At 65.4% G+C, this 12,042-nt stretch carries 8 protein-coding genes; 1 reads left to right on the top strand and 7 read right to left on the bottom strand.

Annotated elements, in window-relative coordinates:
• The first annotated feature begins 375 nt into the window (after positions 1–375).
• A complete protein-coding gene (locus MJQ72_RS20140; protein ID WP_240600912.1) occupies positions 376–1,008 on the top strand; it encodes a response regulator transcription factor in 633 nt (210 codons plus the stop codon).
• A 55-nt stretch (positions 1,009–1,063) separates the two neighbouring features.
• On the opposite strand, the gene MJQ72_RS20135 is transcribed toward MJQ72_RS20140, so the two are convergent.
• The 7 genes from MJQ72_RS20135 to MJQ72_RS20105 form a co-directional block, all read right to left on the bottom strand.
• Complete coding sequence (locus MJQ72_RS20135; RefSeq protein ID WP_240600911.1) at positions 1,064–1,699, bottom strand: response regulator transcription factor; 636 nt, start codon at positions 1,697–1,699, stop codon at positions 1,064–1,066.
• Between the two features lie 65 nt (positions 1,700–1,764).
• Complete coding sequence (locus tag MJQ72_RS20130; protein WP_240600910.1) at positions 1,765–3,024, bottom strand: hypothetical protein; 1,260 nt, start codon at positions 3,022–3,024, stop codon at positions 1,765–1,767.
• A 361-nt stretch (positions 3,025–3,385) separates the two neighbouring features.
• Complete coding sequence (locus MJQ72_RS20125) at positions 3,386–5,377, bottom strand: hypothetical protein (protein WP_240600909.1); 1,992 nt, start codon at positions 5,375–5,377, stop codon at positions 3,386–3,388.
• A gap of 244 nt (positions 5,378–5,621) precedes the next feature.
• A complete protein-coding gene (locus MJQ72_RS20120) occupies positions 5,622–6,221 on the bottom strand; it encodes a type VII secretion system-associated protein (RefSeq protein ID WP_240600908.1) in 600 nt (199 codons plus the stop codon).
• A gap of 269 nt (positions 6,222–6,490) precedes the next feature.
• A complete protein-coding gene (locus tag MJQ72_RS20115; RefSeq protein WP_315860885.1) occupies positions 6,491–7,120 on the bottom strand; it encodes a type VII secretion system-associated protein in 630 nt (209 codons plus the stop codon).
• Between the two features lie 111 nt (positions 7,121–7,231).
• The gene (locus MJQ72_RS20110) at positions 7,232–8,875 is read right to left on the bottom strand and encodes a toxin glutamine deamidase domain-containing protein (protein ID WP_240600907.1); all 1,644 of its coding nucleotides are present in this window, start codon (positions 8,873–8,875) and stop codon (positions 7,232–7,234) included.
• Positions 8,876–9,814: 939 nt separating this feature from the next.
• The gene (locus tag MJQ72_RS20105) at positions 9,815–11,386 is read right to left on the bottom strand and encodes a hypothetical protein (protein WP_240600906.1); all 1,572 of its coding nucleotides are present in this window, start codon (positions 11,384–11,386) and stop codon (positions 9,815–9,817) included.
• Positions 11,387–12,042: the final 656 nt, after the last annotated feature.

Here is a 12,042-nt window from a genome sequence, read left to right as displayed (position 1 = left end):
GACAGTTCACCACCAGGCCAACCGGCAAGTCCACCCTGATGCCGCCACGGAGCATGGAAGGGTAGTTGATGATGCACGTTCGAACGTGCAACCATGTACCTAATCAACATCCTCTGCTAGCGCACATCTCGCCGGCCCGCCAGCCCTGAGTCTCGCAACTGAACGGCGTGACAACCTCCCCAGTTTGCCCGAAGGTCCAGATCCGCTTGCCTGAATTTCAAGAACTTGCATCGGTTGACCAGGGCATTTACAGTGAGGGCGAATATCCGAACTGAATGCACTCTACCCGGACAGGCGAGCATCACGTCGCCATGAATGCCTGGCCGGGCGACGTCGTCACGCGGCCCGGACGGGCGCCGACACGCTGGAGACACCATGCCCCTCGTCCAGGTAGCAGTCATGTCCAGTGAACCGATGATGCGAGACGGCGCGACTGCGGCACTGCACCACAGGCCAGGAATCCGCGTGGTCGACAACGGCTCGGAGTCCCAGGCGGACGTGCTGGTCGCGCTGGCGAACGATGTCGACGGTGCACTCCTGTCCAGGATCGAGCACTTCAACGAACACGCCAATGGTTCACCCACCCGGGTGGTTCTGGTCGCGAACAGACTGCCTGACTACTACCTGCTTCGAGCCATCGAGATCGGCCTGACCAGCGTCATTCATCGTGAGAGCACGACTTACGACACCATCGCGCAGGAGGCCATCAACGCCCACCAGGCGCGCTCACACATGCCCGACCACCTCCTGTACACCTTGCTCGAGCGTGTCCGTGCGACGCAGCAGCAGATGTCGAGCGTGCACGGCTTCACCCCGGCCGGGCTGCACGAACGCGAAATCGAAGTCCTGCAGTTGCTCTCCGAAGGCCTCGACACCGCGCAGATCGCGAGCAGGCTCAATTACTCGGAACGCACTATCAAGAACGTGATCCGCAGCATGATGACGCGACTGAAGCTGAAGAACCGGTCACACGCCGTGGCATACGCGATCCGCTGTGGTGTCGTCTGAATTTCGATCAATTGTTCGCGAACAGCACGACGCCTTTGTTTGTTCCAGCCAGGAATCAGAGCACGCCGGCCTTGATCGCATAAGCCACGGCCTCACTCCTGTTACGCAGGCCGAACCGCTCGCATAATCCGCTCAGGACGTTCTTCACCGTTCCCACCGAGTACGCGAGCTCGGCACCGATCTGGTCGGTCGGCCTGCCCTCGGCAACCAGTCGAAGTACGTCGATTTCTCGCTGTGTCAGGCCGGCGAACGACAACCCGTTCGGTTCGAGTACACCACGCCGCAGATCGGACAGCTGCTCCAGAAACGCACGCTGCAGCCGGTCGGGCAGGTAGGCCAGGCCATTGGTCGCGCCGACGACCGCGGCGCCAAGTCGGTCAGCGGTGATCGTCGCGCGGGGAAGCACACTCACGACGCCACAATCGACCGCGGTCATGGCCAACGCGGGCTCGAGATTGTCGGAGACGACAACGGATCCGGACAACTGTGCCGGGTTCCCCTCGGCACGGATCCTACGTAGCGACTCGAGGTCGAGGCAGCTGATCTTGGTCGCCACCAATACCACGACCTGGACATCGGAGAGCCGATCCTCGTCGATGATCTCCAGGTAGGGAGACTGCGTCAGCAGGTCTACCGTGCCGAGACGACTGACGGCGTCCTCAGCCTGGACGAGAACGTTGACCGGTGTCATCGCCTACCCCTGCCGACTTCGAATGGTTCGAGTACCAGACAAAGTGTGGGCCGGGTGCCTTCATTTCATCTCAATCGTCCTCCTCCGTCCAAGATCACAGGCTGATCCGAGGCGACGAGGTCTTCGGACGGCATCCGGGTCAACGTCAGCGGAGAGTCGACAACGGTCGCGTTCTCAGCGAAGAAGTTGTCTTCCGCCAGATCGATCTCGCTGATCTCCGGATCCTCGGACACACCAGGCGCTTCCGGCAAGGGAAGGGCCGGTGAGGCGACCACCGTCGTCGGCACGCTCAGGTCCAGTGCCGCGAGGTCGGTCTCGGTCAGCTCTCGGCTGATGTCCTTGACCCTGGCCGAGTGCACCGTAGTTGCGGGAACCAGCCTCGTCACGTCCCGAGTCGGCGGATCGATCTGTGCTAACACGTCCTCCGCCACCGCTCGCATCCGCCCGGCTTGCTCCACGTCAGCGGCCTCGAAGGTGATGAAATGCGCCAACGGATCAGCCGGAATCGACCGGATACGACCGGCGTTGGCAACACCGTTGGCGGGGCGGACCCACAGCCCGGAGCGCACGACTTCGACCACGACGTCGGGTTCACGTGCATAGACCGCCGGCGCGACCTCCGTCAGTCCGTCGCCCGCCGGGCGGCGATATCCGTACACCTCGGGAGCGCCGGCAAGGATCGGGGTGGCTTGCGGCCGGTAGACCAACTGCTGCGCGAACATGTTCCAGCCGAGCGTGCCGTCGGGGCGAACGGTGAACACCTCGCAGCCGGCGGCCGTGTGGATCGGCATCCCGCCGTAGCACACGATGTCGCCGCCGAGCAGGTTCGCCAGGCTGTGACCGAACGTGGCAACACCGGTCGCCGGACTCGGGCCGTACTCCACGAACCGCACCTGCGCCCGGCAGGCCACCGGCAACAACCGGCAAACCTCGGCTACGTCGGCCGGCGCCACCGGTGGGAGGTCCGGGCCACCCACGACGATCGACAACACCTCCGGCTGGAAAGCCATACCGCTGATCAACCGGGAGCGGCTCAGTGCCACCGCTTCCGTCTCACCGCCTGGCCGGATCCACAGTCCGCCAGGCAGTGGTTCCGTCACCACGGCGGGATTGCCGGTTTCGATCCCGTTCAGTTCCGCGCTCTCCCATTGCGGCTTGGGGAATCGTTTACCTTCAAGCCGCGGTGCGCGACCGGGCCGGAAGCGGACCCAGCCGCTGTTCGGGCCGGAATGCACCAGGAGCGATCCTCCTGCGCCCAAGGAGACGACGCCATCGGGTACCACGAAGGTTCGCTTCAGCCGGGTGGAAAGCCACTGCCCGGTCATCGCGACCGCCTCACGCGACCGGCCGCCGATCACGAGACGCACGGGCCGCCGCCCCTTGGGCATCGAGGCCGCCAACGACTCCCATGCGCTCACCGGCGAGTCGGGCGGTAGGTCCACGACCATCAGGTGGTGGTCCGGATCAGCGCTGAGTGACAACGCGAGGGCCTTCGTGCCGGGTGACATGACGTCCTCGGAACACAGCACGAAGGCATTGCCCACGGTGTGCCGGACAAGGCCGTCAGTGGCGCGCTCACGAAGACCGAGCCTGCGGAAACGTGACATCCGTCGATCCATTCTCGTTGTCGGCGTCCTGTCTTGGTGGCAACACCGCCCCGGAGGGCGGGCGGGGATCGGACCTGAATCAGGGGACCCCCGGAAGGGTGCGGAATCTTCCGGCTTCATCACGGGGAACAGGTGGAGCCGGCTGGTCACCGGCCCATCGCTCGACACTGCGTCGCATCGCGGTCGACGCCAGTTTGTCCAGCGAAACGCGGTTCGAGGCGAACGTGCCATCGGCGTCGATCTCCGTGGGCGAAAGCTCACGGAGGAAGATCCGGCCGCGGGCGTCACCGGACGGTTCGATGAGTTCAAGCACCTTGAAGCTCGTTCCGGGCAGGAAGACGATCCGGTCGGCCGGGCGATCATCATCTGGTTCGAGCAGAGCGGTCCGGCGTCCGGTCATCGACCAGACGAGCAGATCGGTGTCGCCGCCGGACCGGGGAGCGGCCAACAGGTGGAGGAAACCCCGCTCGGTGAGTACCGGAGTCCTGCCGTAGAACTCCCACTCCACCGGCGTCGGTGTCAAACAGGACACCGCGGTGCCCCGATGGACCGGCAGCCGGTGCAGACCGGCGGCCACACACCGGCCGAGTGCGGCATGCACGCCTGGGCGGGCGGCCCGCAGCTCCCGATCGACATCGGGGGGCCCCTGACCTGCCAGGTACATGCGCAGCGCGACGGCGTCGGTCACGACGGCGCTGGCGTCTTCGGATGCCTTGACGACCAGCTTCGAGTTCCTGGCAAGGACCGCCTCGACGGTCGAGGTGTGCTCGGCGAATTCCCGCTCGAAGGTGGCTTTCAGCAGGCTTCGGTCATCGCCGTCCTCGACCGGTACTGAAGCCTCCGCCTCGAGGTCCGGATTCACTTTCTCCACCAGCTCCAGATGCTGTGTTTCCAGCAAGCTCGACAGCCACGGCAACTGTGTTTCCGCCGGGCTGGCGACCGTGACAGGTTCTAGCCGCGTGACCAACCGGGTCGAATAGTCGAGTTCACCGAGGAGCGTTTCCGCGATCGTCCGCATGCGTTCCGCCTGTGCGTCGTCCGCCGCTTCGTAGCGCAGCATGTGCACCTTGGGATCGAGCGCCTCGGCCCGGACCGCGGTAGCGTGCGCGGGCTCGGGTGTCGGACGGACCCACAGTCCCGTCCGGACGACTTCGACAACGGCGTCCGGCGCGCAGGTATAAACCGCGGGTCCGGTCTCCGGCAGATCCGCGGCCGGCGGACGGAACGCGCTCAGCCGCGGAGCGGCGGAATTCCGCGGTTGGTACACGTACTGCTGGGCGTAGGTATTCCAGCCGTGAGAGCCATCGGGTCGCAGAGTGAACACTTGGGGCGTCTCGACGTCGCCGACCGGGATGCCCGAGTAGCAGGTCACCTCGTCCTCGAGCAAGTCCGCGAGAGCCTGTCCGATCAGGACACCGGCCGGAAGTGTCACCGCGCCGTAGTGGACGAATCGCGCTCCTTGCCTGTGCGCAGGCGGCACGGTCGCCCAGAAGTGCGCCACGTCCGCGAGTGGCAGTTCGGGGATTCCTTGGCCGCCAAGGACAATCGTCATCCCATCGGGCCGGCACGGCAGCGTCCGTCGCAGCCTCGTCCGACTCGGGTCGAGCCAAGCCTCCGGTCCATGTGTACGAATCCACATACCCGCGGGAAGGGGTTCGGCGACGCTGTGCGGCCCTGTCCGGCGGAGCTCGGCCATCTCCTGGGAGTCCCAAGCGGGGCGGGGAAACCGCTTCGACTCCCACTGTGGCTCGTGTCCCGGCCGGAACCGTACCCAGCCACCTGCCCATCCCGAGTGGACGAACAGGGAGCCTTCGGCGGCACGGAAGACGTGGCCGTCGGGCACCACCACCGGGCGCCCGAGTCGATCGCAGAGCCATTTCGCCGCCATCGGACCGACTTCGACCGGTTGGTGGACGAGGACCAGCCGGATGCCGCGCCGTTCTTTGGGCAAGGCCGAGGCGAGCGCTTCCCAGATCACCGCCGACGAGTCGATCGGCAGATCGGCGACGACGAGGAGGTTGTCGTCATCCTCGGCGAGAGAACTCGCCAGCGATTTGGCTTCGATGGTCATGTCGTCCGCGCTACGCACCACCAGTGCGCTACCCACCTGCTCGGAGGCGAGCGTCACACCGGCTCGGCGACGGGTTCGACCTCTGGTGAGCAGGGACATCAGCTATCGCTTTCGATCGGCCTCAGTACGCTTCTCCGGACGCATATGGTCGTCCGCCAGGGCCATCCCAGGACCGTCGTCGGCGATTCGGGGCCGACTTCGGCGTACATCCCTCACGAGTGATACCGGCCACGGCCGCGCCGGGTCAGCTCGCCGGATCGCCGTCGTCCACCGCGCTGTCGTCGGCGCCTTCGGCGGCACGGCGAATCACGTCCGCCAGCACCCGCATGGACGCCGGCGCACCCGGATTGAGGAGAACGTCCACGCCGCGAGCCGGTAGCGCCTCGGCCAGCTGTTCCACGGTCAGCGCCCGCCATCCCGGCACGGCCAGTCGTCTGCTGTGCCCGGCCGCGGTGGTCACCAGCACCGACGGGACACCGTCAGGAGCAGGCCGGACCAGCGCGGCACCTTGCTCGTTCAGCGCGATCGAGAGCGTGACGTCACGCAGAACGGACTCCAGCATCGAGGCGGGGAGAGCTTGGTCCTGGTCATCACGGGCGAGCAGCCGAAGCACGGCATCCACCGGATCGAGTGGCGAGTCGGCTGTGATGGGCTGATAGACCGGGTTCGACTGGAACCTGCCTCTGTCCCCGGCTTCGGTCAGCGCCCAGACACCGAGCAACGCCGATACAGGCGGTTCAGGTGCCTCGTCGGTCGCTTCCCAGGCCGGATCGATCAAGAGCATCACGGTGTCTGGCGTGGACTGGTCCTCCACCGGCGCCGCCGCATCGGGGTCCTCGGTCATCGCGCGACACCTTCCTTTGGATCGCGGACCACCATCGCCGATCCGGGCCTGCCCGGCCGTGGAAAGGACATTTGGGGCCGATTCTGCTGAATTTCCCTCACGAAACGGCCAGGGAAGCTCGGCCAACCGGGCGCGCCTGATGAGGCAGACATCACCTGAAGCACTGACAACGCCGTGCGGGCTTGGTCTACTGGGAGGGAGGCTGGTGGCGGATGCCGCCCATCTCCGTCACCAGTCATCCCACCAAGAGCGTCACGGCACCGCCCGGATCAGCTGTCATCGGCTCCGGCCTCCGGTGTCCAAGGGATCACCTGCAGTCCGCCGGCGTCGGGAAGTCCTTTATAGAGCTCCGCAACCTCTTCTTCGTCCAGCAAGGTCGTTTCACGGATGAAGTCACCGGTCAACCGCACCGATGCGGGGCCGGCCGGGTTGAACAGGACGTCGATCTCGTCGGCCAGCAACTCCACCAGCTCGTCAAGATCTATCCGTCGCCAATCAGGCGCCCGTACCCGCGCACGATGCTGCTCCCCCGTCGCCACCACCACGCAGGCGATGTCGTCCGGCGACTTGGTGACCAACGGCCTTCCGTCACCATTCATCGCGATATCGAACAACGTGTCCCGCAGCATCAACCGGATATGTTCGATCTTCGCCCTTCCTCGCAGCACCAGCCGCAACACCGCGTCCAGCGGATCCGACGGCGAGTCCTCGTCGGCGGGTACATACTCCGGATTCGGCCGGAACTTCCCGACGCTGACGCCGTCCTCCAACGGCCACAAGCCCACCACGGCCTCGATCGGCGGTGGCTCGTTCTCCGCCGCCGGCCGCCACGCCGGGTCCATCAACAGGAACCAGCTCTCGAGTGGGCCACCGGCCTGCTCTTCCGGTACTTCGGTCATGGCGTCCATCATGCTGCCTTTCTTTGGTTCCCGACACCTGGATGCCGGGGTTCGCCGATCAGTTGACGCGGAGCACCGTCGGCTCGCAGTGGTCGCCTGGGCAGCGTTCCCCTACTCACCGTCTTCCGCTGCCTCGGCCGCTGCGTTCACCTCATCGATAGCATCATCATCCAGGAACGAGATCGGCTTGGCGCCCGGCCCGGGCAGCGGAACCATCATCAGGAAAACCAGCTCTACGTCAGCGGGCAACTTCGCGGGGAGGCCCGTCTGACCGTCCAAGAATGTGACGATCCCATCATGACTTCGATGCACATTCACGATGTGAGAGTTCCGCCCGCCTGTCGCCTGAAATTGCAGCACACCGTGCGCCTCTGTCGAGAGAGACAACATATGGCGCGCGACGGAGTCGAAATCCCTTAACCGGCGGAACCGTAAACGGAAAGCTCGCTCCAAATCGCTTTGCTCTCGCCCCCAATCCTCCGGTCCGGCGATGAAGACGCGACCTTGAACGATGGTATTGTAGGTCGCTATCGCCGCTGCGGCACAGTTCATCCTATATGCATAGTAATGATAGGCCGCCGAATTCACCTGTAGAATCAGGGGAAAATGCGCACGCATGAAGTCAACCGCGCCCTCGACAGTGAGGAAGCTGCTATACGACACCACCCGCACCACCGGACCCTGTTGGACTGACGACACCCACAGGTCCTCTCCCTGCGGCATGCCACCTCGCAGTGTCGGCGGGTATCCCTCGTCGTCATTGAGCCCACCATGAGCGAGCTGACCAAATCCCAACGCCTCCGCGCCCGGCTCTTCCGTATCGACACCACTGTCGTACTCCAAGTCCCAGGCCTCGTCGTGATCGACCATGCCCTCACCGCGCGAGTCGATCAGCTGCGCCGGGCCGGCAAGCGACACGCCGGGAGGCGCAACCTCGAAAAAGTCAGCTTCTGCAGCGGCATGATCGGGCGGTCGCGGCGATGTCGCGGCATTCGAGTCGTCGACGGCGGTCACGTCGGCTGCGAACGTCTCATTGCCTCTGAATGCGCCCAGTACCACCACCGATCCGCCTGCGGCCCCATCTAGCGCGAGGAAAGCTTCCTTCTCGGCTTTCAGCTGTTCCTGAACCTGGTAGTCCAACCCGATCGCCTCGGGAGCCGGTGAGGCAGTCGGTTGTGTCCGCGACTCGCCAGGAGTGACGATGGTGGGCACCTCGAGTACCACAGCCGGGCCGTCTTCGCCCGGGCCCGAAACCATGTCCACGTCGGACAGACCCATATTCTCGTCTGTCGGAGCTTCGGGTACCAAGTTCTCCGAAGAGGCACCTTGATCGCCGCCGCCACGTTCCGGGGCCTCCGAGTCGGGCATGATCTGCATGCTCCACTCGCCGAGAGGGTGCTCCTCGGTCGCCAGAGCGATATCGTGCGCCACAGTCAAGCCCAAACTCCCCATACGGACCGGGGACCGCCGCGCGGCCAGCAAGGCACTGACCGCCTGGGCCAGTCCCTGTCCCAGGGCCTCCAACATGCGCATGTTGGAGGGCGTCGGCTCAGAAGACTCACCACGCAAGGTGACCAGCACGTCGAACGAGGTTTGACCACGCTCGACCGCCTCCACCATCTGCAAAGCGGCACCGGACAACTCACCAGGAACAAGCCCCGGGTTCTCAGTGTCCGCGAACCTTCCGCGGAAGATCCCGGCATCGGCATCCCGTGCAGGAACGCGGCGCCGAAACTCTGAATGCTCCTCTGCCATGTCCCGGCTCCGTTGGGCCCGATGCCCCGGGCCCGCTGAGCGTCCTCGACTCGGGCCGAGTCGACCTGCCCCGGCTCCGGCGTACCAGCTCCGTACAGATCCTCCGAAGACACCGGTGACCCGGCGGGCCCCCGGCCTGGCCGAGATTCGACTCGCCCAGCACCGGCCGGGCAGCCGACGGCTGACCCGAATCCCGAAGATACTCCGGCGCACGTTCCGGGACCTCCGAGTCGGGCATGATCTGCATGCTCCACTCGCCGAGAGGGTGCTCCTCGGTCGCCAGAGCGATATCGTGCGCCACAGTCAAGCCCAAACTCCCCATACGGACCCGGGACCCCCGCGCGATCAGCAAGGCACTGACCGCCTGGGCCAGCCCCTCCCCCAGGGCCTCCAACATCCGCATGTTGGAGGGCGTCGGCTCAGAAGACTCACCACGCAAGGTGACCAGCACGTCGAACGAGGTTTGACCACGCTCGACCGCCTCCACCATCTGCAAAGCGGCACCGGACAACTCACCAGGAACAAGCCCCGGGTTCTCGGCGTCCGCGAACCTTCCACGGAAGATCCCGGCATCGGCATCCCGCTGAGCGTCCTCGGCTCGGGCCGAGCCGACCTGCCTCGGCTCGGGCGTACCCGCCTCGTACAGATCCTCCGAAGACACCGGCGACCCGGCGGGCCCCCCGGCCTGGCCGGGATTCGACTCGCCCGGCACCGGCCCGGCAGCCGACGGCTGTCCCGGATCCCAAAGATACTCCGGTAACTCGCCGATGCCGAGGGGATCGATCGCCCACTGGTCCCCGGAAGGTCCGGCGCGCTCCGCGTCGCCCGCCTCGCCGAAAACAGCACCTGGGCTCTGGGCGCCGAGGTCGGGACCGTCGTCACCCAGCCATGACTGCCATTGATCACCGACGCCCTCCATCAACTGGGCGACCAACGGTCTCAGCTCATCCTCCCAGCCCGCCCCTCGGGCGCTGTGGATTCGAAGTCCAGGAATTCCAGATCGATGCCCCGCACCGATTCGTCCTCAGCCGGCGGCTCCGTCTGAGGGCCAGACTGAGAAGTGGACTGCCTGACCGGTGCTTCTTCGATCCGCTCAGGCGAAGCAGTGTCAACCGGCCGCTGATTCACCCGTTCGGCAAGGAGTCCTAGCTCCTCAGCCCGCAAACGGGCTTCAGTCCGTGCCTCTTCTTCCCGCAAACGGGCTTCAGCCCGCGCCTCTTCTTCCCGCAAACGGGCTTCAGCCCGCGCCTCCTCTTCCTGCGAACGGGCTTCGGTCTGCTCCTCCTCAGCTCGCTCCGCGGCCCGCGCCTCCCGTGCGGTTTCGAGGGCCTCAGCCCGCCCTGCCCGTGCCGACTTGACGGCCGCTGCCCGCGCCTTCCGCGCCGCCGCCATGGCCTGCCTGGTCGCTTCAGTCCACTGTGCCCGCATCGGGGGCTGGGCATCTTCCAGTGACTGCCCAGGGTCGAGCACATCGAAGAGGACAGCGGATGCCGCACTATGCCTATAGGCGTAGGGGGTGAACTGGACCGAGTTGGCCAGGATGGTCTTGAACGTCACCGCCGCATGGGGGTCCCGCATCCTGTAGAGCACTCCGGCGATCGCCTCCCGCACCACACCCAGGACCTCATACATGTACCCCCAGTCGAAGCCGACGCTGGTCTCTTGGAACACACTGGCTACAAGCATGGGCCGGTTGTCCTCGTCGCTGTCGAGCCACCGGCGAGTGAAGCCTTCCACCATCCAAGTGATGCGCTGCCGTGCCGCTTCTGACAGCGTGCGCTGGTGCTGAATGAAAGATTCATCGAGCTGACGTTGTTGCGCATCCTCATGGAACGAGATCGCGCGATAGTCCTCCGCGGTCCGCTTAGGCGTCGCGTGCAGCGTGATACCGACATTGGCCGCGTAACGGTACGATCCGCCGCCAATCCGACGAGTGAACAGGACTCCCAGCGCTTCCGGGTCACCGCCCCTGGCTACGACCGCACGTCGGATGAAGTCCTCCAGAACGTTGAACATCCCATTGAGTACTTCACTGCCGTACTCGAGATTCGAGTGGATCACCAACCTGATGTCCGGCATCTGCATCATTTGGCCCAGCTCTCGGCCCGCCTCGGCACGCTCCATGACTTCGTCCACGACGGTCTCGCGAAACGCCAGCAGGTCTTCCTTCCGCGTAAGGTCCAGCTTGGGAGGTAGACGAGAGACGAAGTGGCTTTTCAACCCTGGTCCGGTCGCGGTGTCATACCGTGCCGTGACCCTGCGGATCATGGACACCGGAAGCCGGCCCACCCGTGACGAGTCCGCGAGCCGCGTGACATCCAGATAGAGCACGGCTTGCTCGGTCTCACCGGCGAGCTGGGCGAGACGGACTGACTTCTGAATGACGGAGTCGACGGAAACATCTTGGCGATCACCCAACTCCGCCGCGATCGCAGCGCGCACCAGATCAGTGACCGTCTCCACCCTCTCAGGCATGAGACCGGTCGTGGACCGCACATCGAGGGTGAGCATCGGCTCGTGTCCCTCGGGGCGGCCAGTAACTCCTTGACGAATTCACGCACCATCCGGTCCACTTGCTGCGGCGCCTCATCAGGAAGGCTGCTCTTGTCGGCGGTGAAGTACACATCAAGGCGGTCCCCGCCCCAGGTGACGGCCCGTGCCGGCTCACCGTCCCAGTGCATTCTCAGTGGACGAACGCGCATCCCTGTGGGAATCGGCGGAACGTCCGGCACAGCGGCATCTCCGTCGCCGACGGATTCCGGCGTCTGTGGTGTGTCCGGCGCGAATGTGGCCTTGAACGTCGTCTTCCCCGGCTCCGACGGCCTGTCACGATCGAGGATGACCTCCACACGAGGCAGGAGGTGCGCCGCGCTGGGCAAGACGGTATCGGCCGGGACCAACTGCCCTGGCTCGCCTTCCGGATGAGTCCCCGCTGACCGTTTGGCCTCCGCGAGTGCGTCCTCGACCGCGGAGCCGACCACCGCGGTAACAGCTTTTCTCCGATTGGCGAGTGAACGCTCCGACTCGTCGGCAAAGCTACGGATCGGGATCCTCAACGTCGGCATGGGCCAGGCGCCTGACAGTAGCGTCTCCGCCGCGGCACCGCGGACCATGCGCCGAAGGCGCTCGGCGTGTGCCACCGGCACCACCGACAGGTCGGCGAACTC

The organism is Amycolatopsis sp. EV170708-02-1 (assembly GCF_022479115.1).
Classification (GTDB): domain Bacteria; phylum Actinomycetota; class Actinomycetes; order Mycobacteriales; family Pseudonocardiaceae; genus Amycolatopsis.
This window is presented reverse-complemented; position numbering and strand designations above follow the sequence as displayed.

What these genes read in the sequence shown, in the direction of transcription:
- MJQ72_RS20140 (WP_240600912.1), top strand. Translation starts at nt 376, where the DNA reads ATGCCCCTCGTCCAGGTAGCAGTCATGTCCAGTGAACCGATGATGCGA.
- MJQ72_RS20135 (WP_240600911.1), bottom strand. Translation starts at nt 1,699, where the DNA reads ATGACACCGGTCAACGTTCTCGTCCAGGCTGAGGACGCCGTCAGTCGT.
- MJQ72_RS20130 (WP_240600910.1), bottom strand. Translation starts at nt 3,024, where the DNA reads ATGACCGGGCAGTGGCTTTCCACCCGGCTGAAGCGAACCTTCGTGGTA.
- MJQ72_RS20125 (WP_240600909.1), bottom strand. Translation starts at nt 5,377, where the DNA reads ATGACCATCGAAGCCAAATCGCTGGCGAGTTCTCTCGCCGAGGATGAC.
- MJQ72_RS20120 (WP_240600908.1), bottom strand. Translation starts at nt 6,221, where the DNA reads ATGACCGAGGACCCCGATGCGGCGGCGCCGGTGGAGGACCAGTCCACG.
- MJQ72_RS20115 (WP_315860885.1), bottom strand. Translation starts at nt 7,120, where the DNA reads ATGACCGAAGTACCGGAAGAGCAGGCCGGTGGCCCACTCGAGAGCTGG.
- MJQ72_RS20110 (WP_240600907.1), bottom strand. Translation starts at nt 8,875, where the DNA reads ATGGCAGAGGAGCATTCAGAGTTTCGGCGCCGCGTTCCTGCACGGGAT.
- MJQ72_RS20105 (WP_240600906.1), bottom strand. Translation starts at nt 11,386, where the DNA reads ATGCTCACCCTCGATGTGCGGTCCACGACCGGTCTCATGCCTGAGAGG.